The following is a 22,251-nucleotide window of genomic DNA, read 5'->3' on the forward strand; positions in this document are numbered from 1 at the left end:
CGCCACGCTCTCCAGTCAATCAACAGAGATCACACCCGTGTTCGCAAATATGAAGATCGGTACAAGAATCGGACTCGGCTTCGCCGCAGTGCTGCTGCTAATGCTCGGCATGGGCCTGTTCGCCACCGACAAGCTGGCCCAGGTCAACCAGTCCTCGACCGACATGGCCGAGAACTGGATGCCCAGCATCCGCTACATCCAGCAGATGAACACCAACACCTCCGACCTGCGCGTGGCCGAGCTGCAGCATGTGATCAGCGAGCGCCCCGAAGAAATGGCCCGGCTCGATCACGTGATGGAGCAGATCCTGGCCGACTACGCGAGCAACCGCGACCATTACATCAAACTGATCTCCTCACCCGAGGAAAAGGCCGACTACGACGACTTCGCGCAAAAGTTCGACGAATACCTGGCGCTGCACAAGCAGGTGCTGCAGCTGTCGCGCGACCTCAAGACCAGCGAGGCGATGGCCCTGCTCAACGGCCGCCAGCAGACGCTGTTCGACGATTCCTCGGCGATCCTGGACAAGCTGGTCGACATCAACGTCAAGGGCGGCGAAGCCGCCAGCGCGCAGGGCGATGCGCTGTACGCCAGCGCGCGCAGCTGGATCATCGCGGTGATCGCGGTGTGCGTGCTGCTCGGCGCGGGCATCTCGGTGTTCATCGTGCGCGGGCTGATGCGCCTGCTCGGCGGCGAGCCGGCCTACGTGGCCGAGATCGCCAACAAGGTGGCGCAGGGCGACCTGGCGCTGGACGTCAAGGTCCGCGCCAACGACAACGGCAGCGCGCTGTATGCGATGCGCAGCATGGTCGAGCGGCTGAAGCTGGTCATCGACGGCCAGCGCCGCGTGGTCCAGGCCGCCAACCGCGGCGATTTCTCCGAGCGCATCGCTCTCGACGGTCTGGCCGGCTTCCAGCGCGAGATGGGCCAGGGCCTGAACGATCTGGTGCAGACCACCGGCGACAGCATCCAGGACGTGGTGCGGGTGATGGGCGCGATGGCCGACGGCGACCTGACCAGGAGCATCGACAAGAATTACGATGGCGCCTATGCGGAGATGAAGAACTACGTCAACGACACCATCGCGCGCCTGTCGCAGGTGGTCGGCGAGGTCAACGGCAATGCCGAGGCGCTGGCCAGCGCCTCGGAGGAAGTCAGCGCCACCGCGCAGTCGCTGAGCCAGGCGGCCAGCGAGCAGGCCGCGGGCGTGGAAGAGACCAGCGCCGCGATCGAGCAGATGACCGCCTCGATCGGGCAGAACACCGAGAACGCCAAGGTCACCGACGGCATGGCCAGCAAGGCCTCCAGCCAGGCCATGGACGGCGGCGAGTCGGTCCGCGCCACGGTGCAGGCGATGAAGCAGATCGCGCAGAAGATCGGCATCATCGACGACATCGCCTACCAGACCAACCTGCTCGCGCTCAACGCCGCGATCGAAGCGGCGCGCGCCGGCGAACACGGCAAGGGTTTCGCGGTGGTCGCCGCGGAAGTGCGCAAGCTGGCCGAGCGCGCCCAAATCGCCGCGCAGGAGATCGGCGACGTCGCCAGCTCCAGCGTCGAACTGGCCGAGAATGCCGGCAAGCTGCTCGACCAGATGGTGCCGTCGATCAAGCGCACCTCCGACCTGGTGCAGGAAATCACCGCCGCCTCCGAAGAACAGGCCTCGGGCGTCAACCAGATCAACACCGCGATCGGCCAGCTCAACCAGACCACCCAGCAGGCGGCGTCCAATTCCGAAGAACTGGCCGCCACCGCCGAGGAAATGAGCGGCCAGGCCGAGCAACTGCAGCAGCTGATGAGTTTCTTCAAGCTCGCCGGCGTGGCGCAGGCACGCCGCGCCGCGGCCACGCCCGCGACCGCGCGCAAGCCGCAACAGCCGCCCGCGCGTGCCGCGGCCCGCAAGCCGTTCGTGCGTTTCGCCGACAGCCAGCTCGCGCTGGCCGGCGATACGCCGGACGAAGCCCAATTCGATACTTTCTGAGGACCGGCCATGACCGCTCACGCATCGCCCGTACCGTTCGGCGGCACCGATCTCGCTCCCGACCAGTTCCTGACCTTCCTGCTCGGCAAGGAGATGTTCGGCGTCGGCATCCTCGGCATCAAGGAAATCATCGAATATCGCACGCCGACCGACGTGCCGATGATGCCGCCGGCGTTGCGCGGGGTGATCAACCTGCGCGGCGCGGTGGTGCCGGTGGTGGACCTGCAGCAACGCTTCGGCCGCGCCGCCAGCGAGGTCACCAAGCGCACCTGCATCGTCATCGTCGAAGTCGCCAACGGCAACGAGCGCCAGGTGCTGGGGCTGCTGGTGGACGCGGTCAGCGAAGTGCTGGAGATCGCCGCCGCCAACATCGCCCCGGCCCCCGCGTTCGGCGCCGGCATCCGCCGCGATTTCATCCACGGCATGGGCAAGGTCGGCGAGCGCTTCGTGATCCTGCTCGATGCCGATGCGGCGCTGTCCACCCAGGAGTTCGTCGCCATGGCCGGCGTCGAGTCGGGTGTCGAGGAAGGCATGGCCGCCTGAGTTGCCCTCGCGGCGTGGCGCCTGGCGCCGCGCCCAGCCCTCGCCCATCGACGGAATCCGCATGTCGCTCGTCCCCGAAATCGCCACGCTCAGCCAATTCGGCACGGTCCTGGTCGTCGACGACAGCCATGTGCAGCGCGAGCATGCGCTGGCGCTGTGCCTGCGGCTGGGCGCGGTGGCGGTGGAGGGCGTGCCGGACGGCCATGCGGCGCTGGCGCGGGTCAGCCAGGGACCGGCACCGGGGTTGCTGATCGTGGACCTGGAAATGCCCGGCATGGACGGCGTGCAGCTGCTCGATGCGCTGGCCCGCTGCAGCGTGCGCGTGCCGATCGTGGTCGCCTCGCAACGCGGCGCGGCGCTGATCGACTCGGTGCTGCAGGTCGGCCGCGCCAACGGCCTGCAGGTGCTGGCCGGCCTGGAAAAACCGCTGCGCGCGGCCGAGCTCGATGCGGCGTTGCAGGCGCACCCGCAGCCGCTGCCGGCCACGCGCCACGACGCCGGCGCCGGCGACCCCACCGACGCGGCGATGCTGCAAGAAGCGCTGCGCCGCGGCGACATCGAAGTGGCGTACCAGCCCAAGGTGGACATGCGCAGCGGCCAGGTCAGCGGCGTGGAAGCGCTGGCGCGCTGGCGGCATCCGCAGAACGGGCAGATCGCGCCGGACCGCTTCATCGCCCTGGCCGAACGCGAAGGCCTGATCCACGCGCTGACCGCCAGCGTCGCCGACCAGGCGATGGCGCGGCTGGCGACCTGGAAGCAGTCCGGCTTCCGCCTGAGCCTGGCGATCAACCTGTCGCCGTGCCTGCTGCAGGACCCGGGACTGCTCGACGAACTGCATAGCCAACTGCGCCGCCACGGGCTGGTGCCGGCCGACGTGATCCTGGAGATCACCGAAAGCTCGCTGGTCGAGGCCAGCGCGCTGGGCATGCTGGCGCGGCTGCGGCTGCAGGGCTTCGGCCTGTCGCTGGACGACTACGGCACCGGTTTCTCCTCGCTGCAACAGCTGACCCGCATTCCCTTCACCGAACTGAAGATCGACCGCATCTTCGTGCACGACGCGCACCGCAGCCGCAATCTGCGCACCGTGCTGGAATCGGCGCTGGGCATGGCGCAACGGCTGGGCCTGAGCACCGTCGCCGAAGGCATCGAAACCGTCGAGGACTGGCAACTGCTGCAGGAACTGGGCTGCGACCTGGGCCAGGGCTATCTGCTGGCGCGCCCGATGGGCGGCGGCGCGCTGACCACCTGGCTGCTCGAGCACCAGACCCGACTGCAGGAACACGGCCCCACCGCGGCGCAAGCGCCGCATCACTGACTCCCGGACCATCATGATCAGCACCGACACCATCACCGAGCAGGAATTCGGCAAGTTCCAGCGCTTCATCTTCGACGCCGCCGGCATCACCATTTCCCCGGCCAAGAAGGCGATGCTGTGCGGGCGCCTGGGCAAGCGCCTGAAGGCGCACTCGCTGCAGACCTACACCCAGTACCTGAAGCTGCTGGAAAGCCGCGAAGGCAGCGGCGAGGTGCAGACCGCGATCGACCTGCTGACCACCAACGAGACCTACTTCTTCCGCGAGCCCAAGCACTTCGAACTGCTGCGCAAGCTGGCGAGCGAGCACAAGGGCAACGCGCCGTTCCGCATCTGGAGCGCGGCCAGTTCCACCGGCGAGGAGGCATACAGCATGGCGATGGTGCTGGACGACACGCTGCAGGGACGCCCCTACGAAGTGGTCGGCACCGACATCAGCACCCGCGTGCTGGCCAAGGCGCGCACCGGCCACTATCCGCTGCAGCGCATCGAGCACATGCCGCCGGCGCTGCTCAAGCGCTACTGCCTGAAAGGCCGCGGCGAATACGAAGGCAGCCTGCTGATCGACCGCAAGCTGCGCGACAACGTGCGCTTCCTGCACGCCAACCTCAACGCATCGCTGCCCAACCTCGGCCAGTTCGACGTGATCTTCCTGCGCAACGTGATGATCTACTTCAACGGCCAGACCAAGCGCGAAGTGGTCGCGCGGGTGCTTTCCGTGCTCAAGCGCGGCGGCATCTTCTGCATCGGCCACTCGGAAAGCCTCAACGACGTCAACAACGAGGTCGTGCAGGTGGCGCCGTCGGTGTACCGCAAGCCATGAACACCGCTGCCGCTTCTCAAAGGAACGACCGATGACGACGACGATCAAGGCCATGGTGGTCGACGATTCGGCGGTAGTGCGCCAGGTGCTGGTGGCGGTGCTCAACGAGGCGCCCGGCATCGAGGTGATCGCCGCGGCCGCCGATCCGCTGCTGGCGATGGACAAGATGCGCCAGCAATGGCCGGACGTGATCGTGCTGGACGTGGAAATGCCGAAGATGGACGGCATCACCTTCCTGCGCAAGATCATGAGCGAGCGCCCCACCCCGGTGGTGATCTGCTCCACCCTCACCGAGAAGGGCGCGCGGGTGACCATGGACGCGCTGGCCGCCGGCGCGGTGGCGGTGGTGACCAAGCCCAAGCTCGGCCTGAAGCAGTTCCTCACCGACTCGGCCGACGAACTCGTCGCCACGGTGCGCACCGCCGCGCGCGCCAACGTCAAGCGCCTGGCGGCGCGCAGCGCCGCGCCGTCGGTGGAAGCGGAGGTCAAGCACAACGCCGACGTGATCCTGCCGGCGCAGGGCGGGCGCCCGCTGGCGCAGACCACCGAGCGGGTGATCGCGATCGGCACCTCCACCGGCGGCACCCAGGCGCTGGAGGAAGTGCTGACCGCGCTGCCGCGGGTCAGCCCCGGCATCGTCATCGTCCAGCACATGCCGGAGAAGTTCACCGCCGCGTTCGCCGCGCGCCTGGACAGCCTGTGCCAGATCGCGGTGAAGGAAGCGGCCAACAACGACCGCGTGGTGCCGGGCCGCGCGCTGATCGCGCCCGGCGGCAAGCACATGCTGCTGCGCCGCAGCGGCGCGCAGTATTTCGTCGAGGTGGTGGACGGGCCGCCGGTGAACCGGCACCGGCCGTCGGTGGACGTGCTGTTCCGCTCCGCCGCGCGCGCCGCCGGCGGCAATGCGCTGGGCATCATCATGACCGGCATGGGCGACGACGGCGCGGTCGGCCTGCTGGAGATGCGCCAGGCCGGCGCGCGCACCGTGGCCCAGGACGAACAGAGCAGCGTGGTGTTCGGCATGCCCAAGGAAGCGATCAAGCGCGGCGGCGCGGAGAAGATCCTGCCGCTGGGATCGATGGCGCGCGAGATCGTGCAGCAGCTCGGCTAACGCCGCTCCGCGGTCGCTAGCTCCTGTAGGAGCGTCTTCAGCCGCGACGGGCATCACCGATGGACCTGTCGCGGCTGATGGAACCTGTCGCGGCTGAAGCCGCTCCTGTAATTTCGCGACGGTCGGTGCCGCTACAGCTGCGACTCCACCGGCAGCCAGCCGATCACCCGCGCCGCGGCACGCCGCCAGAGCCCCGCCTCCGGCTCGCGGTCCCAGGTCTGCGGCGGCCGCGCCGCGGCATCGTGCCAGCGCACGGCCCCATCCTGCAGCGCCAATCGGTAACTGACCGGCGCCGACACTTTCGTCCGGTACAGCCGCTCGAGTTCGGCCGCCGCCGCGCGATCGCGGAACAGCAGGCCCATCTCGGTATTGAGGTTCATCGAGCGCGGGTCGAGATTGAACGAGCCGATGAAGCCTTCGCGCCCATCGACCACGAACGCCTTGGTGTGCAGGCTGGCGCCGCTGGAGCCGAACAGGCTGCCGCCCGGATCGCCCTGCGGCTTGAGCTCGAACAACGCCACGCCCTGGCGCAGCAGCGGCACCCGGTAGCCGGCATAGCCGCCATGCACCGCGACCACGTCGTTGGCCGCCAGCGAGTTGGTCAGCACGCCCACCGCGACGCCGCGCTGGCGCAGCTGGCCGATCCAGCGCATGCCCTCCTCGCCCGGCACGAAGTACGGCGAGATCAACGCCAGCTCGCGTTGCGCGCGCGTCATCTCGCCGACCAGCCGCGGCGTCATCCAGTCCGCGCGCGGCGGCGCGCCTTCGGCCTTCTCCGGCGGGTCGGACACGATCGACGCTTCGGCGCTCCAGTGGAGCGGGCGCTCGCCCTCGACCAGGTTGCGCACGCTGGGCGCCTGCCGCAGGCGCTGCACGTAGGGATGCGCACGCGCCGAGCCAAGGCCGGCATCGATGCTGGCGCGCAGCCTGGGCAGCGCCTCCGGCTCGGCCTGCACCAGCGCACCGAGCGGCACCGCGGTGCGGCTGTTCCAGTAGGCGTCGAAGATCTGCGCGGCCTGCGCCACCGCCGGCCCGACCACCGCGACATCGGTATCCATGAAATTGGTGTCGCGCGCCGCATCGAAGTATTCGTCGCCGACGTTGCGCCCGCCCACCACCGCCATGCGCCCGTCGGCGATCCAGGCCTTGTTGTGCATGCGCCGGTTGACGCTGAAGAACCGCAGCACCAGCTCCACGCCGCGCATCAGCGTGCCTTCGCGGGCGCGGGTCGGGTTGAACAGCCGCACCTCGATCAGCGGATGGCGATCCAGCGCGGCCAGCACCGAATTGCTGCCGTGCACATTCATGTCGTCCAGCAGCAGGCGCACGCGCACGCCGCGGTCGGCGGCGCGCAACAGCTCGTTGTAGAGCAGGTTGCCGGTGAAATCCGCATGCCAGATGTAGTACTGCAGGTCCAGGCTGCGCCCGGCCGCGCGCGCGGCCGCCGCGCGCACCGCGAACGCCTCGACGTTGTCGGGCAGGATCACCATGCCGCTGTGCCCGGGATGCGCGGCGGTCAGTGGCGCCACCACGCGGTCGATCGGGGTCTGCAGTGCGGTCGCCGGCAGGGCATGGCTGGCCGGCCCCTGCGCGCGGTCGGCGAAGCGGCCGTAGCCGTACAGCGCCGCCAGCGAGGCCAGCACGAACGCGGCCAGGGCGATGCCGCTCCATTTCAGCGCCTTCTTCATCTTGCGGACTCTCCATGACATCGGCGCAGTGTAGGCAATGCCCTGTGTAGGCCGCTGCGCGAACGCGCTCACCCCGAGTTGATGTGCTCCTTGCAGTACAGCCGCCGATACGCGGTCGGGGTCATGCCCAGGCGTTGGCGGAAGATGCGGCGGAAATAGCCGCCGTCGCTGAAGCCGGCGCGCTGCGCGACTTCGTCGATGGTGCAGGTGTTCACCAGCAGCAGCTTCTCGGCAAAGGCGATGCGCTGGCGATGGATCGCCTCGGTCAGCGTGGTGCCGAACGCGCGGCGGTAGATGCGGCCCAGGTAGTCCGGGTTGCAATGCAGCTGCGCGGCCAGCGTGGACGCGGTGAGCGCGGTGTGGAACTGGGTGCCGATCAGTTGCTTGGCGCGGTACGCCAGCGCCACGCCGGCACGGTCGGAGTCGTGCGGGTCGGGCCAGGCGCCGGCCACGCATTGCAGCATCGACAGCACGATCGGCTCCAGCATCGGCAGCGTGCGCCGTTCTTCCTGCTCGCTGAGGAACCAGCGGAACAGGCCGACGAAACGCTCCGGGTCGCGGATCGCGCTGCGTTGCGGCATCGACAGCAGCGTCGCCTCGTCCGCGGCGACGGCGGTCGGCGCCAGTTCGAAATGCACCCAGTAGAAGCGCAGTTCGTCGGAGAAGCGGCCCAGGCCGGCGTGTTCGCGGCCCGGCCACAGGATCAGGGTCTCGCCGGGGCCGATGTGGAAGTCGTCGTCCTGTTCGCGGATCGACAAGGTGCCGCGCTCGACGAAGATCAGCTCGTAGGACTGGATCACCCGGGTCGGGTGCGCGCCGACCCCGCGGGAAATGAACAGGCCGCCGTTCTGGACCCGGATCGGATAGGCGACTGCGAGTTCGAGCATGTCGGAAGCGTCTCCCCGGCGAGAATGGCACGCTGCACTGCAGCAAATAACGCACGGCATCGCCGCAAGCGTCACTGCGGCCATGCAGGTCGGAATCGTACCGTTTTTATACCGCGCCGGCTCTTGTTCCGATGCCGGCGGCATGCGACTTTGCGGTGGCGCCGCCTCCCGCGCCCGCCAGGAACCGTCCCGTTGAATGCGACCGCCGTTGGCCCCGTTGCCGCAGGCGCCGAACAGGCCGCCACGCACCGACTCTCGCGCCTGGAAAAGTTCGGCTATGGCCTGGGCGATGCCGGCGGCACCATCGTCACCTGCCTGATCGCCAACTTCCTCACGTTCTTCTACACCGACGTGTTCGGCCTGACCCCGGCGCTGGTGGGGACGCTGTTCACCGTGCTGCGCATCGCCGATGCGGTGTCCGATCCGGTGATGGGCCTGCTCGCCGACCGCACCCGCAGCCGCTGGGGCCGCTTCCGCGGCTGGCAGCTGTGGATCGCCTTGCCGATCGGCATCGCCTGCGTGCTGACCTTCAGCACCCCGCAGCTGAGCTACGCGGCCAAGGTCGCCTACGCCTTCGCCAGCTATTTCCTGCTGTCGCTGTGCTACACCGCGATCAACGTGCCGTATTGCGCGCTGATCAACAGCATGACCGGCGACCACCGCGAAGTGGTGTCGGCGCAATCGTGGCGCTTCGTGCTGTGCGGCATCGCCGGCTTCCTGGTCTCGGTCGGGCTGCCGTGGCTGGTGCGGGTGCTCGGCAATGGCGATGCCGCGCACGGCTACCAGCTCGGCGTGGGCGTGCTCAGCGGGCTGGCGGTGGCGATGTTCCTGTGCTGCTTCTTCGCCGTGCGCGAGCGCGTGCCGGTGAGCCTGCTGGGCGAGGCCGGCATCGGCGAACACCTGCGCGGGCTGCTGCGCAACGACCAGATGCGGCTGGTGCTGCTGATGTCGTTCCTGCTGATCAACGTGTTCAACATCCGCGGCGGCGGCTATCTGTATTTCATCAACTACGTGCTCGGCGGCGGCGCCGGCTACACCTCGCTGTTCTTCGCGATGGTGGCGCTGGCCACGGTGCTCGGCGCGCTCGTGGTCAACGCGCTGTGCCGCCGCTTCGATCCGCTGGCCCTGTACCTGCACACCAACCTGGCGCTGGCCGCGCTGGGCGTGCTGCAGTGGTGCATGCCCACCGGGCCGGCGCAGCAGACGCTGTGGCTGGGGCTGATCTTCGTCAACTGCCTGGTGCTGGGCTTCGCGCTGCCGCTGCACTTCTCGATCATGGCCTTCGCCGACGACTACGGCGCGTGGAAGAACCGCATCCGTTCCTCCGGCATCAACTTCGCCTTCAACCTGTTCTGCATCAAGCTGGCCTGGGCCTCGAGCGCGGTGGTGATCAGCTACCTGTTCGTGCGCGTGGGCTACCGCGCCGGCGCCGAGCACCAGACCGCCGCCTCGCTGCAGGCGATCACCCTGCTGGAAACGCTGATTCCCGCCGCGCTGCACCTGCTGCTGGCCGCGGTGATCTACCGCTGCCGCCTGCGCCGGCCGCTGCTGGCCGAGATCGGTGCCGATCTGGCCGCGCGCCCGGTGCACTGACCGCTTCCCTCCTCCTCCCCACAGGATCGCCGCCTCCATGCCGCACTCGCTCGCCCCGCCGCCCGAACTCCCGCTCGACCGCCTGCGCATCGCCGACCCGTTCTGGCAGCGCTACCAGCGCCTGGTGCAGGACGTGGTGCTGCCGTACCAATGGGATGCGCTCAACGACAACGTCGCCGATGCCGAACCCAGCCACGCGATCGAGAACTTCCGCATCGCCGCCGGGCGCAGCGACGGCGCGTTCTACGGCATGGTGTTCCAGGACAGCGACGTGGCCAAGTGGCTGGAAGCGGTGGCCTACCTGCTCGCGCAGCATCCCGATCCGGCGCTGGAGCGCGATGCCGACGCCACCATCGAACTGATCGGCGCCGCGCAACAGGCCGACGGCTACCTCAACACCTATTTCACGGTGAAGGCGCCGGAGCAGCGCTGGACCAACCTGGCCGAATGCCACGAGCTGTACTGCGCCGGGCACATGATCGAGGCGGGCGTCGCCTACCACCAGGCCACCGGCAAGCGCGCGCTGCTGGACATCGTGTGCCGGCTCGCCGACCACATCGACGCCACCTTCGGCCCCGGCCCCGCGCAGCTGCACGGCTATCCCGGGCATCCGGAGATCGAACTGGCGCTGATGCGCCTGTACGAGGCCACCGGCGAGCCGCGCTACCTGGCGCTGACCCGCTACTTCGTCGAGCAGCGCGGCACCGCGCCGCACTACTACGACGAAGAGTACGAAAAGCGCGGGCGCAGCTTCTTCTGGGGCGGCCATGGGCCGGCGTGGATGATCGAGGACAAGGCCTACAGCCAGGCGCACGTGCCGGTCGCGCTGCAGACCACCGCGGTCGGCCACGCGGTGCGCTTCGTGTACCTGTACGCCGGCGTGGCGCACCTGGCGCGGCACAGCGGCGACGCCGAACTGCGCGCGACCTGCGAACGGCTGTGGGAGAACACCACGCAGCGGCAGCTGTACCTCACCGGCGCGATCGGCGCGCAGAGCTACGGCGAAGCCTTCAGCGTCGACTACGACCTGCCCAACGACACCGCCTACAACGAGAGCTGCGCCTCGATCGGGCTGATGATGTTCGCCAACCGCATGCTGCAGCTGGCGCCGGACAGCCGCTACGCCGACGTGATGGAGCGGGCGCTGTACAACACCGTGCTGGCCGGCATGGCGCTGGACGGGCGCCACTTCTTCTACGTCAATCCGCTGGAAGTGCATCCGCCCACCGTGCACGGCAACCACGGCTTCGACCACGTCAAGCCGGTGCGCCAGCGCTGGTTCGGCTGCGCCTGCTGTCCGCCGAACATCGCCCGCGTGCTGACCTCGCTCGGCCACTACATCTACACCCGCCGCGACGACACGCTCTACGTGAATCTGTACGTCGGCAGCGACGCCGCGTTCGACGTGGACGGGCAGACCTTGACCCTGCACCAGCGCGGCGAGTACCCGTGGCAGGAACAGGTGGAACTGAGCGTGGATTGCGAGGCGCCGATCGAAGCTGCATTGGCGTTGCGCCTGCCTGACTGGTGCCGTGCGCCGCAACTGCAACTCAACGGCGAAGCGGTGGCGATCGAGGCGCATCTGCAGCACGGCTACTGCGTGCTGCGCCGGCGCTGGCAGCGCGGCGACACCCTGCACCTGCACCTGCCGATGCCGCCGATGCGGGTCAGCGGCCATCCGCGCGTGCGCCATCTGGCCGGCAAGGTCGCGCTGCAGCGCGGGCCGCTGGTCTATTGCCTGGAGCAGGCCGACAACGGCACGCAGCTGCACCAGCTGCGCCTGCCCGCCGACGCGGCGATCCGCAGCGAACCCGGCAGCGGCACGCTGGCCGGCCAGGTGCTGCTGCAGGCCGAAGGCGAACGCCTGCACGGCCACGACGATGCGCAGGCCGACACCTCGCCGCTGTACCGCTACGACGCGCCGCCGCCGTCGCGACAGGCGCAGACCCTGACCTTCGTGCCCTACTTCGCCTGGGCCAACCGCGGCGAAGGCGAGATGCGGGTGTGGGTGGACGCGAGCGGCGACGACTGAGCCCGCGCGCCGCCGCGCGGCGCGCTCACAACTCGGCGAGGATCTGCTGGCGCCGGCGTTCGTACTCCGCCTGGTCGATCAGGCCCTGCGCGCGCAATGCTTCGAGCGCGCGCAGCCGCGCTTCCACCGATGCCGCCGGTGGCAACGGCGGCGGCGAAGCAGCGCGCTGGGATGCTTGCGCACGCTGGTCGCGACGCATGGCCAGCCATACCGCCGCAAAGACCAGCACCGGCAGCGCCAGCACGACGAACAGAATCACGAAGTGCCAGATGCTGAATCCACCCATCCCATCCTCCTTGATGCGGCGCGTGCCGCGCGGGTGTTACTTCGCCTTGCCCTGGTTGGCCACCGCTTCGGCCGCCTTCTTCGCCGCTTCCGGATCGCCGAGATAGCGGTAGGACTGCACCTTCAACTCGTCGTCCAGCTCGAACAGCAGCGGGATGCCGGTGGGGATGTTGAGTTCCAGGATTTCCTCGCGCGAGACGCCGTTCAAATACTTGTACAGCGCGCGCAACGAGTTGCCGTGCGCGGTGACCAGCACGGTCTGCCCGGCCTTCAGCTGCGGCGCGATCGCGTCGTGCCAGTACGGCAGCACGCGCTCGAGCGTGGTCGCCAGCGACTCGGTGGCCGGCAACGCGTTGCGGTCGAGCGTGGCGTAGCGGCGGTCGTGCAGCGGATGGCCCGGATCGTCGGCCTCCATCGGCGGCGGCGGGATGTCGTAGGAACGGCGCCAGATCTTGACCTGCTCCTCGCCGTGCTTGGCCGCGGTCTCGGCCTTGTCCAGGCCCTGCAGGCCGCCGTAGTGGCGTTCGTTGAGGCGCCAGCTCTTGTGCACCGGCAGCCAGTCCTGGTCCAGTTCCTTCAGCGCGCCCTGCAGGGTGTGGATGGCGCGCTTGAGCACCGAGGTGTGCGCCACGTCGAACTGCAGCCCCTCCTCGCGCAGCAGGCGACCGGCGGCGGCGGCTTCCTGGCGGCCTTGCTCGGTGAGATCCACGTCCACCCAGCCGGTGAAGCGGTTATCCAGGTTCCACTGGCTCTGGCCATGGCGCAACAGTACGAGTTTGCGGGTCACTGCGACGGTCTCCGTTGGGGGATGCGTGGGTCGTGCGGCCCTGGATTGTAGCCGGTGGCTGGGAATGGGGAGTCGGGAATGGGGAATGGAAACGGCTTGGCGTTCCGGCGCGCTTTGCCGTCTGGCGATCTGTCGCGGCTGAAGCCGCTCCTACAAAGGGCACGCCGGGCTGACGCTGCGCTGGAACGCAAGCGGATCGGCGCCGACGACCGTCACCCTCTCGTCGAGACCGTGGCCTCTCGTCGCCAGACATCGATCAGGAGCATGCTTCGACGATTCCCCATTCCCCATTCCCGTTTCCCCATTCCCAGCTCCTCCACGCCACGGCCACGAATGCGGCGCGATCATTCGCAAATGGATACTTCTTCGCACAAGGTCTTCGGCGACTGGGACGGCAGCATCGTGCAGGCGCGGGCGCTGCAGGCCACGCTGGCCAAGCAGGTGCGGCTGCACGACGAAGTGCCGGACCCGCCGCGCTGGCTGGCCGGATTCGACGTCGGCTTCGAGGACGAGGGCCGCATCACCCGCGCCGCCGCCGTGCTCATCGACGCCGACACCCTGCAGCCGCAGCAGGCCGAGATCGCCCGCGTGCCGACCTCGATGCCCTACGTGCCGGGACTGCTGAGCTTCCGCGAACTGCCGGCGCTGCTGGCCGCGCTGGCCCTGTTGCGGCAGCGTCCGGACCTGGTGTTCGTCGACGGCCAGGGCATCGCCCATCCGCGCCGGCTCGGCATCGCCGCGCACTTCGGCGTGGTCACCGGCCTGCCCAGCATCGGCGTGGCCAAGAAACTGCTGGCCGGACGCTATGACGAACCCGGGCCGCAGGCCGGCGACCGCAGCCCCATCGTGCACCGCGGCGACACCGTCGGCTGGGCGCTGCGCAGCAAGCCGCGCTGCAATCCGCTGATCGTCTCGCCCGGCCACCGCGTCGCGGTGGACAGCGCGCTGGACTGGACCCAACGCTACCTGCGCGGCTACCGGCTGCCGGAGCCGACCCGCCTGGCCGACCGGCTGGCCTCGCGCCGCGGCGAGGTCACGATGCAGGCGGCCGAGAGCGGGCAGTTGTTCTGAATCCAGCCGCTACGCATCGATGCGTCGGGTGCCGCCTGCGCGGTGCGCGGCGGCGGCAAGCACGGCCTGCAGCAGCGCGATGCGATGCCGCCGGCCACGCGTCGATCGCGCATGGCCGGCGGCGGGCATCGCTGGCGACTACCGGTTGCCGATGTTGATCCCGCCGTTGACGATCTGGATGTACATGCCGGCCGGGCGCGGGCGCGCGAAGAACTGCAGGTTGACGCTGGCCAGGCCGGTTCCGCCGGCGCAATTGGCCGAGCTCATGCCGATCGCGGTGTAACGAATATTGGTACGCAGCGTCGGGCCGGCGACGCGGCCGCCGTTGTTGACCGGATAGCATCCGCCGCCCTGCCCGCCCGCCACCAGCAACGCCTTGGCGTTCCACAGGTTGTTGATGATCACGGTGGGGACATTGATGTCGGCGCTTTGCGCCTGTGCCGGCACGGCGGCAAACGCCGCCAGCGCCATCGCGATCGACAGCACGGCGGTGACGGTATTGCTGGATTTCGACGAACGGATCATCAGGATGCTCTCGAGTTGGGGAAGGAATGCAGCGAGCGCGCTGCAACGCTGCAGGCCGGGACGGCCCCGGCCGGCAGCGCCCGATTATTCCGGTTCGCCGTCGATAACATCACCCAAAGTTACAAATTTGCAGACAAAAAACGCGCGCCCTTCAGCATTATGCGATTTCGCTAGTCTGGCATGCCGACACGCATGCCAATCGCGGCGCAACGCCGACCCAGCCTTGGGAGGACTCGCCCCATGCGACACAGTAAACACTGCGGCCCGGGACAGTCCGTCTTGCCGCAACGCTCCCACTTCGGCCATCGCGCATGCGAAGCTCGTGCCCCTTGTTCCCACGTCCGCGAGGCCGCGCATGCCCACCCTGATCGCTCCCCGCGTCCACGACATCGGCGGTTTCGAAGTGCGCCGTTCGGTGCCCAGCCTGCAGGCGCGCAGCGTCGGCCCGTTCGTGTTCATCGACCACATGGGCCCGGCGATCTTCGAACCCGGCCACGGCGTGGACGTGCGCCCGCATCCGCATATCGGCCTGGCCACGGTGACCTTCCTGTGGTCCGGCGAGATCGGCCACCGCGACACGCTCGGCTCGGACCAGGTGATCCGCGCCGGCGACGTCAACTGGATGACCGCCGGCCGCGGCATCGCCCATTCCGAGCGCACGCCTACATCGCTGCGCGCGCAGCCGCATCCGCTGCACGGCATGCAGACCTGGGTGGCGCTGCCGAAATCGGCCGAGGAAACCGCGCCGGCGTTCTACCACCATGCCGCCGCCAGCCTGCCGCAGCAGCGCCGCGACGGGGTGTGGCTGCGGGTGATCGCCGGCCGCGCCTACGGCGAGGAATCGCCGGTCAAGGTGTTCGCCGACACGCTCAACGTGGCGCTGGACCTGGACGCGGACGCGGAGATCGACCTGGACACGGGCCACGTGCAGCGCTCGCTGTACGTGCTGGAAGGCGAGGCGCAGCTGGACGGCGTGGACATCCCCGCGCGGTACCTGGTGCTGCCGGAAGCCGGCGCGCGCGGACGCTTGCGCGCCAAGACCCCGCTGAAGGCGATGCTGATGGGCGGCGAGCCGCTGGACGGGCCGCGCCACCTGTGGTGGAACTTCGTGTCCAGCTCCACCGAGCGCATCGAGCAGGCCAAGCGGGACTGGCGCGAGGGCCGCTTCGGGCTGATCCCCGGCGACGACCAGGAATTCATTCCGCTGCCCGAACCGGGCAAGTAAGGCGGCCGGCGCGACCGGCTCGATTCGGGCGCGGCGCCGCGCATCGCGGCATGTCGACCAGGACGCCGCGACCCGAGGGAGCGACGCCGGGCGGCCCGGTGTCGCCCGTCGCCGCGGGCACCATCGGTCAGGCCCGTCGCGACCGATGAGCGAGGCCACCCGGAGTCGCTTTCCCAGTGCGTCAAAAGCGGATCGCGAAACGCGCTAGCGCGCCGCAGCGGCCGCGACGCGGCCCTTTGCCGGCACCGCGTCGTCGGCCAAGTCCACCGCAAGCTGCTGCAGCTGTTGCGCCAGGGCCTTGTTGCTTACGCCGTCGCTGGCCTCGAGCAGGGTGTAGACCGCCTGCAGCTGGCGCAGGCCCTTGGGCGGCACCTTGATCACCTTGCCGCCGACGATGACGAAACCGCCGCCACCGACGGCGACGCCGGGCGACAGGTAGCTGGCGACGATGACGAATCTGCGCGGATCGATGCTGGGCATGGGCTGTACTCCTTTACAGGGATGGAAGGACGACACCGCAATGCGCCTGCTGGCGCGGCGGCATCCCCTGCTTCAACGCGGCGCGGGCGCCGCAGCGGCCACCGCCCACTGACTGCATTCAGGCGAGCGCCGCCCCACGCCGGTGCCGGCGCGCGGGTTTTCGACCCGCATTCCAATTGTCAAGTGCCGCTCGCTGGGCTATGGTTCGGGCAGCGGCGGGGAAATGGCGGCCGCACACCGGGACACGCATTGCGTAGGGGTATGCACTGCACGCGGATCCCGCAAAGGAATGAGGGTGACGTGCCGTGCGCCTGCGTCGGCGTGCGCTGAAGATCGATACCGTCGCAACGCGGCGGTGCATGGGGACATCGCGAATGAGGGTTGCAAACTGGCTCACCGGCCTGTCGGTCCTGCCTGCCGTGCTGGCGGCGGCCACGGCCATGGCGCAACAGGCGCAGAACTGTCCGCAACTGCCGCCGCAGTCCAACCTGCAGTGGAGCGAGCGCAGCGACAAGGGCTTCATCGTGTGCCGCGCGACGGCCGCCGACGGCCGCCAGGTGCTCGGCATGATGCTGACCTCGCGCGATCCGAACATCCCGCTGGCGCGCAACCTGCGCGAAGAGAAAGGCAGCATCGCCGGCGAGAGCGTGCATTGGTACCGGCCGGATCTGGGCGGAGTCGATGCGCCGGGCCTGGCCTCGCGCCGGGTCACCGTGGTCGAGCTGGGCAAGGACCACTACGCCCAGGTCTGGATCGATGCCGGCGACGTGCAGGAGCTGCAATCGCTGCAGTCGCTGGTGCAGGGACTGGATATGCGTCCGACCAGTGTGGCGCTGGATCGCTGAACCTGCCGACGCCTTTGTAGGAGCGGCTTCAGCCGCGACAGACTCCACCCGCAGAGTCTGTCGCGGCTAAAGCCGCTCCTACAGGGTTTCATGGCGTGCCGATCGCCATCCCAGGCCGCTAGAACCGCCCTTCCTGGAAATCGACGAAGGCCTGCATCAGTTCTTCGCGCGTGTTCATCACGAACGGCCCGTGCCGCGCCACCGGCTCGCGCAACGGCCGGCCGGCGACCAGGATCAGCCGCGCGCCCGCCGCGCCCGCCCGCAACTGCAGCAGGTCGCCGCCGCCGAGCACGGCCAGGGTCTGCGCCGGCAGTTCGCGCGCGGCCTCGCCCTCGCCCAGCAGCGCGGCACCCTCGTAGGCGTAGGCGAACGCGTTGTGCCCGGCCGGCAACAGGTGGTCCCAGCGCGCGTCGGCGTCCAGCGCGATGTCCAGATACAGCGGATCGGTGGCTGGCTGCACGATCGGCCCGTGCACGTCGCCGACCTGCCCGGCGATCACCTTGACCGTCACCCCCGGCGCCGGCTGCGCCAGCGGGATGCGCTCGGGCGCGAACTCCTGGTAGCGCGGCGCGGTCATCTTGTCGCGCGCCGGCAGGTTCACCCACAGCTGGAAGCCGCGCATGCGCCCGGACTCCTGCTCCGGCATCTCCGAATGCACCAGGCCACGGCCGGCGGTCATCCACTGCACGCTGCCCGGGGTCAGCAGGCCTTCGTTGCCGTGGTTGTCCTTGTGCCGCATGCGCCCGTCGAGCATGTAGGTGACGGTCTCGAAGCCGCGGTGCGGATGGCTGGGGAAACCGCCGATGTAGTCCTCGGCGCGGTCGGTGCCGAATTCGTCGAGCAGCAGGAACGGGTCCAGCTCGGGCAGTTCGCCGCCGCCGATGACGCGGGTCAGCCTGACCCCGTCGCCGTCGGCGGTGGCGCGGCCACGGATGGTGCGCGCGATGCGCGCGGGCGCGGCGGTGAGGGTGTCGGTCATGGCGGGCGATCTCCTGGTGAAGCACCGTATATGGGCGCGCCGCCGCCGGCGGCCAATCGCGATCGGCGCAACCCATCGTTCCATCGCAGGGGCGCCGGCCGGCCGTGCGCCGGGTGCGCCGGCTGCACCGGCTGCACCGGCTGCACCGGAAGTGTCGGCGTGGCGCGTTTGGGCGCGATGCGGATGCCGATGCCGGTGCGCGTGCCGGCCATAACCGCTCTTGTGGGAGGGACTTCAGTCCCGACTGCAGCCAAGCCCGCCGATCCCGCAGCCGCGCTCTTGCACCCGATGCTCCGCGCGATGCCTAGCGATCAGGCAAAGTCCGTCTCGACCCACCGCCTCCCCATCGCCACGGCCTGGCATGCGTCCCCGGGACCCGCGCGATCGTCGAATACGGCGCCGACTACGACCAAAGTACTAGGGCCATCGTCTGTCCCGGCATTGACCCCCCAGGCCATCGGGGCGACCCTTGCGGGAATCTTGTGGGGGAGCGATCTGCATGAAAGGGTTTTCCAAACTGGCCTGGGCCGCGCTCGCGGTGCTGGCGGCGTTCTGCCTGGGCACCATCGCCCTGCGCCGCGGCGAACACATCAACGCGCTGTGGATTGTGGTCGCCGCGGTCTCGATCTACCTGATCGCGTATCGCTTCTACAGCCTGTTCATCGCCACCAAGGTGATGCAGCTGGACCCCACCCGGGCCACGCCCGCCGTGCTCAACAACGACGGCCTGGACTACGTGCCGACCAACAAGCACGTGCTGTTCGGCCACCACTTCGCCGCCATCGCCGGCGCCGGACCGCTGGTCGGCCCGGTGCTCGCCGCGCAGATGGGCTACCTGCCCGGCCTGCTGTGGCTGGTGGTCGGCGTGGTGTTCGCCGGCGCGGTGCAGGACTTCGTGGTGCTGTTCCTGTCCAGCCGCCGCAACGGCCGCTCGCTCGGCGACCTGGTGCGCGAGGAGATGGGCCAGGTGCCCGGCACCATCGCCCTGTTCGGCGCGTTCCTGATCATGATCATCATCCTGGCGGTGCTGGCGATGGTGGTGGTCAAGGCGCTGGCGGAGAGTCCCTGGGGCATGTTCACGGTGATCGCGACGATGCCGATCGCGATCATGATGGGCGTGTACATGCGCTACATCCGCCCCGGCAAGATCGGCGAGATCTCGGTGGTGGGGCTGATCCTGCTGCTGGCCGCGATCTGGTTCGGCGGCAAGGTCGCCGCCGATCCGACCTGGGGCCCGGCCTTCACCTTCACCGACGTGCAGATCACCTGGATGCTGATCGGCTACGGCTTCGTCGCCTCGGTGCTGCCGGTGTGGCTGCTGCTGGCGCCGCGCGACTACCTGTCCACCTTCCTCAAGATCGGCACCATCATCGCCCTGGCCATCGGCATCCTGGTGGTCATGCCCGACCTGAAGATGCCGGCGCTGACCCAGTACGCGCACAACGGCATGGGCCCGGTGTGGACCGGCGGCATCTTCCCGTTCCTGTTCATCACCATCGCCTGCGGCGCGGTGTCCGGCTTCCATGCGCTGATCTCCTCCGGCACCACCCCCAAGCTGCTCGCCAACGAAGGCCACATGCGCTACATCGGCTACGGCGGCATGCTGATGGAATCGTTCGTCGCGGTGATGGCGCTGGTCGCCGCCTCGATCATCGAGCCGGGCGTGTATTTCGCGATGAACGCGCCGGCCTCGATGGTCGGCAGCGACGTCGTCGCGGTCGCGGCCAAGGTCAGCGAATGGGGCTTCGCGATCACTCCTGAAGTGCTCGAAGCCACTGCCCGCGACATCGGCGAGACCACCATCCTGGCCCGCGCCGGCGGCGCGCCGACCCTGGCGGTGGGCATCGCGCAGATCCTGCACCAGCTGTTGCCGGGCGAGGACATGATGGCGTTCTGGTACCACTTCGCGATCCTGTTCGAGGCGCTGTTCATCCTCACCGCGGTCGACGCCGGCACCCGCGCCGGGCGCTTCATGCTGCAGGACCTGCTCGGCAACTTCGTGCCGGCGCTGAAGCGGACCGAATCGTGGGGCGCCAACATCGTCGCCACCGGCGGCTGCGTGGCGCTGTGGGGCTACCTGCTCTACACCGGGGTCAAGGATCCGTACGGCGGCATCCGCACGCTGTGGCCGCTGTTCGGCATCTCCAACCAGATGCTCGCCGGCATCGCGCTGATGCTGGGCACGGTGGTGCTGTTCAAGATGAAGCGCGACCGCTACGCCTGGGTCACCATCGTGCCGGCGCTGTGGCTGCTGATCTGCACCACCTACGCCGGGCTGATCAAGATCTTCGACCCGAATCCGGCGCAGGGCTTCCTGGCGCAGGCGCACAAGTTCCAGGACGCGATCGCCAGCGGCACCATCACCGCACCGGCCAAGACGGTGCCGCAGATGCAGCAGATCGTCACCAACGCCTACGTCAACACCGGGCTGACCGCGCTGTTCCTGTTCGTGGTGTTCTCGATCCTGATCTACTCGGTCAAGACCATCCTCGCCGCGCGCCGCAACCCGCAGCGCAGCGACAAGGAAACCGCGTACGTGGCGCTGCAGCCGCACCAGATGGCGGACGTGTGATGAGCAACGACCTGGTTCCGGTCGGGCAATACCAGGCGCACCGCCGGCTGTGGCGGCGCCTGGTGCAGACCGCGCGGCTGTGCTGCGGCATTCCCGACTACGACAACTACGTGCGCCACGTGCTGGAGAAACATCCCGACCGGCAACCGATGGACTACAAGACCTTCTTCCGCGAGCGCCAGGAAGCGCGCTATGGCGGCAAGAGCGGGTTTCGTTGTTGTTGAACAGCCGGGATTCGGGATTGGGGATGACCAGCCATTCGGCTGTGGAAAGCCGGGATTGGCAATGGCGGGAGCGCGGTGCCTGAGAGCATCGCGGCTGCGGGGCATGTCATGCCACTTCGGTGCGCGAGCGTACGCTCAGACCTGCTTTGAACACACGCCACCCCATGTAGGAGCGGCTTCAGCCGCGACAGGCAGCCCGGAGAAGACACACACCACGGATGGCGCGATGCTGTCCGGAGACGCTCTTTCCGTCCGCCACGCTCCGCGGCAAGGCCACAGCGAGCGGACAGCCCCGACTCCGCGTTTGTGCGTCGCCGCCATCCGGCGCGCGGCCCCCGATCGACACTACGCCGCCGCCGCGCGCACCAGTTCGGCGTAGACCTGCGGCAACTGCGGCATGTGCTCCATCACCGCCGCCACGCCGAGGTGACGCAGGGTGTCGGCGTGGCCCGGCGGGATGTGCGCTGCGCCGGTGAAACCGATCACGGTCATGCCCGCGGCCAGCGCCGCGCTGGCGCCGGTGACGCTGTCCTCGATCACCAGGCACCGCGGCGGCGCCGCGCCCAGCGTGTGCGCGGCCAGCAGGTAGACGTCCGGCGCCGGCTTCGGCCGCGCCACCATGTCGGCGCTGAAGATGTGGCCGCTCACCCGCTCGGTCAGCCCGGCACGCGCCACCGACGCCACCACGCTGTGGCGCAGGCTGTTGGAGGCGACCGCCAGCGGCAGCGGCAACGCCAGCAGCGCCTCGCGGACGCCGTCGATCGGTTGCACCTCGGCGGCGATCAACGCTTCCGAACGTTCCCGGATTTCCTCGAACAGGCCCGGCGGCAGGGTCACCGCGAAATGCCGCTGCACCCGCTCCACGATCTCGTGCGCGGTCTGGCCGAAACTGCCGGCGAGGTAGGCCTCCAGCTCGGCCCGCGGCACGTAGGCGCCCAGCGCGTCGAACATGACCCGGTCGGCCAGCACCTCGCTGTCGACGAGCACGCCGTCGCAATCGCTGATCAGCAGGTCGAAGGGGGTCGCGGTCATCGCAAGGGCCTCGGCGGAAAACCCGCATTATGCCAAGTTGCGCATGTATGCCACCTGCGTGCGGCAGTGCCGGCGGGTGCACTGCGCCGCAATCGGGCCATTCTCCGCCCCCGGCGCAAACATTCGTCCGGGTCGATATGCGCTCCACCGCGCATGCCACGCCATGCAGAGCGCGCCAGCGCTGTAACAAAACCTTACCGAACCGGCGCCGGACAGCTGCTAGCATCGGTCACGGTGGCAAGGAACGTCGCCACCG

General features: G+C 69.0%; 20 protein-coding genes. 12 read left to right on the forward strand and 8 right to left on the reverse strand.

Features of this window, described 5'->3' with window-relative positions:
• Positions 1–37 precede the first annotated feature (37 nt).
• Genes HDC36_RS07840 through HDC36_RS07860 form a run of 5 tightly spaced genes read left to right on the forward strand, consistent with a single transcriptional unit; the run spans position 38 to position 5,770 of the window.
• The gene (locus tag HDC36_RS07840; protein ID WP_179566068.1) at positions 38–1,981 is read left to right on the forward strand and encodes a methyl-accepting chemotaxis protein; all 1,944 of its coding nucleotides are present in this window, start codon (positions 38–40) and stop codon (positions 1,979–1,981) included.
• 9 nt (positions 1,982–1,990) lie between these two features.
• On the forward strand, positions 1,991–2,524 hold the full coding sequence (locus HDC36_RS07845; protein WP_179566069.1) for a chemotaxis protein CheW: 534 nt from the start codon (positions 1,991–1,993) through the stop codon (positions 2,522–2,524).
• Between the two features lie 55 nt (positions 2,525–2,579).
• Positions 2,580–3,839, forward strand: a complete 1,260-nt coding sequence (locus HDC36_RS07850; protein ID WP_179567923.1) for an EAL domain-containing response regulator — start codon at positions 2,580–2,582, stop codon at positions 3,837–3,839.
• Between the two features lie 13 nt (positions 3,840–3,852).
• Positions 3,853–4,659, forward strand: a complete 807-nt coding sequence (locus HDC36_RS07855; protein WP_179566070.1) for a protein-glutamate O-methyltransferase CheR — start codon at positions 3,853–3,855, stop codon at positions 4,657–4,659.
• Positions 4,660–4,690: 31 nt separating this feature from the next.
• Entirely contained in the window at positions 4,691–5,770 is a 1,080-nt protein-coding gene (locus tag HDC36_RS07860) for a chemotaxis response regulator protein-glutamate methylesterase (protein WP_179566072.1), read from the forward strand.
• A 131-nt stretch (positions 5,771–5,901) separates the two neighbouring features.
• Here the strand turns inward: HDC36_RS07860 and HDC36_RS07865 are convergent, their stop codons facing one another.
• Positions 5,902–7,458: a phospholipase D family protein gene (locus HDC36_RS07865; RefSeq protein ID WP_179566073.1), complete on the reverse strand. Its 1,557-nt coding sequence runs from the start codon at positions 7,456–7,458 to the stop codon at positions 5,902–5,904.
• A 68-nt stretch (positions 7,459–7,526) separates the two neighbouring features.
• Positions 7,527–8,345 carry an AraC family transcriptional regulator gene (locus tag HDC36_RS07870; RefSeq protein ID WP_179566075.1) on the reverse strand — a complete coding sequence of 273 codons (819 nt, stop codon included), beginning with the start codon at positions 8,343–8,345 and terminating at the stop codon, positions 7,527–7,529.
• A 192-nt stretch (positions 8,346–8,537) separates the two neighbouring features.
• Between HDC36_RS07870 and HDC36_RS07875 the strand changes: the two genes are divergently transcribed.
• Together HDC36_RS07875 and HDC36_RS07880 are read left to right on the forward strand one after the other, a co-directional pair.
• Positions 8,538–9,938, forward strand: coding sequence for an MFS transporter (locus HDC36_RS07875; RefSeq protein WP_179566077.1), 1,401 nt, complete (start codon positions 8,538–8,540; stop codon positions 9,936–9,938).
• A 37-nt stretch (positions 9,939–9,975) separates the two neighbouring features.
• Complete coding sequence (locus tag HDC36_RS07880) at positions 9,976–11,970, forward strand: beta-L-arabinofuranosidase domain-containing protein (RefSeq protein WP_179566079.1); 1,995 nt, start codon at positions 9,976–9,978, stop codon at positions 11,968–11,970.
• A gap of 25 nt (positions 11,971–11,995) precedes the next feature.
• On the opposite strand, the gene HDC36_RS07885 is transcribed toward HDC36_RS07880, so the two are convergent.
• A complete protein-coding gene (locus HDC36_RS07885; protein ID WP_179566081.1) occupies positions 11,996–12,256 on the reverse strand; it encodes an SHOCT domain-containing protein in 261 nt (86 codons plus the stop codon).
• Between the two features lie 36 nt (positions 12,257–12,292).
• A complete protein-coding gene (gene gpmA, locus HDC36_RS07890; protein ID WP_179566083.1) occupies positions 12,293–13,042 on the reverse strand; it encodes a 2,3-diphosphoglycerate-dependent phosphoglycerate mutase in 750 nt (249 codons plus the stop codon).
• Between the two features lie 354 nt (positions 13,043–13,396).
• Here gpmA and nfi point away from each other — a divergent pair, with 354 nt between their 5' ends.
• Positions 13,397–14,113 carry a deoxyribonuclease V gene (gene nfi, locus HDC36_RS07895; RefSeq protein ID WP_179566085.1) on the forward strand — a complete coding sequence of 239 codons (717 nt, stop codon included), beginning with the start codon at positions 13,397–13,399 and terminating at the stop codon, positions 14,111–14,113.
• A 138-nt stretch (positions 14,114–14,251) separates the two neighbouring features.
• Here nfi and HDC36_RS07900 read toward each other — a convergent pair whose 3' ends face one another.
• A complete protein-coding gene (locus HDC36_RS07900) occupies positions 14,252–14,638 on the reverse strand; it encodes a hypothetical protein (protein WP_179566087.1) in 387 nt (128 codons plus the stop codon).
• 355 nt (positions 14,639–14,993) lie between these two features.
• On the opposite strand from HDC36_RS07900, the gene HDC36_RS07905 reads away from it, so the two are divergent.
• On the forward strand, positions 14,994–15,863 hold the full coding sequence (locus HDC36_RS07905) for a pirin family protein (protein ID WP_179566089.1): 870 nt from the start codon (positions 14,994–14,996) through the stop codon (positions 15,861–15,863).
• A gap of 204 nt (positions 15,864–16,067) precedes the next feature.
• Here the strand turns inward: HDC36_RS07905 and HDC36_RS07910 are convergent, their stop codons facing one another.
• Positions 16,068–16,343 (reverse strand): hypothetical protein, encoded by a 276-nt coding sequence (locus HDC36_RS07910; protein ID WP_179566091.1) that lies wholly within the window; start codon positions 16,341–16,343, stop codon positions 16,068–16,070.
• Positions 16,344–16,717: 374 nt separating this feature from the next.
• Between HDC36_RS07910 and HDC36_RS07915 the strand changes: the two genes are divergently transcribed.
• Complete coding sequence (locus HDC36_RS07915) at positions 16,718–17,188, forward strand: hypothetical protein (protein WP_179566093.1); 471 nt, start codon at positions 16,718–16,720, stop codon at positions 17,186–17,188.
• Between the two features lie 118 nt (positions 17,189–17,306).
• On the opposite strand, the gene HDC36_RS07920 is transcribed toward HDC36_RS07915, so the two are convergent.
• Entirely contained in the window at positions 17,307–18,167 is an 861-nt protein-coding gene (locus tag HDC36_RS07920) for a pirin family protein (RefSeq protein ID WP_179566095.1), read from the reverse strand.
• 499 nt (positions 18,168–18,666) lie between these two features.
• Between HDC36_RS07920 and HDC36_RS07925 the strand changes: the two genes are divergently transcribed.
• Both HDC36_RS07925 and HDC36_RS07930 read left to right on the forward strand, forming a co-directional pair.
• Positions 18,667–20,739 carry a carbon starvation CstA family protein gene (locus HDC36_RS07925; RefSeq protein WP_179566096.1) on the forward strand — a complete coding sequence of 691 codons (2,073 nt, stop codon included), beginning with the start codon at positions 18,667–18,669 and terminating at the stop codon, positions 20,737–20,739.
• A complete protein-coding gene (locus HDC36_RS07930) occupies positions 20,739–20,963 on the forward strand; it encodes a CstA-like transporter-associated (seleno)protein (protein WP_064539465.1) in 225 nt (74 codons plus the stop codon). Before HDC36_RS07925 ends, HDC36_RS07930 begins: the two co-directional genes overlap by 1 nt.
• A gap of 345 nt (positions 20,964–21,308) precedes the next feature.
• Here HDC36_RS07930 and HDC36_RS07935 read toward each other — a convergent pair whose 3' ends face one another.
• A complete protein-coding gene (locus tag HDC36_RS07935; RefSeq protein ID WP_179566098.1) occupies positions 21,309–21,995 on the reverse strand; it encodes an HAD family hydrolase in 687 nt (228 codons plus the stop codon).
• Between the last annotated feature and the right edge of the window lie 256 nt (positions 21,996–22,251).

This window comes from Xanthomonas sp. JAI131 (assembly GCF_013410075.1).
Lineage (GTDB): Bacteria > Pseudomonadota > Gammaproteobacteria > Xanthomonadales > Xanthomonadaceae > Xanthomonas_A > Xanthomonas_A bonasiae.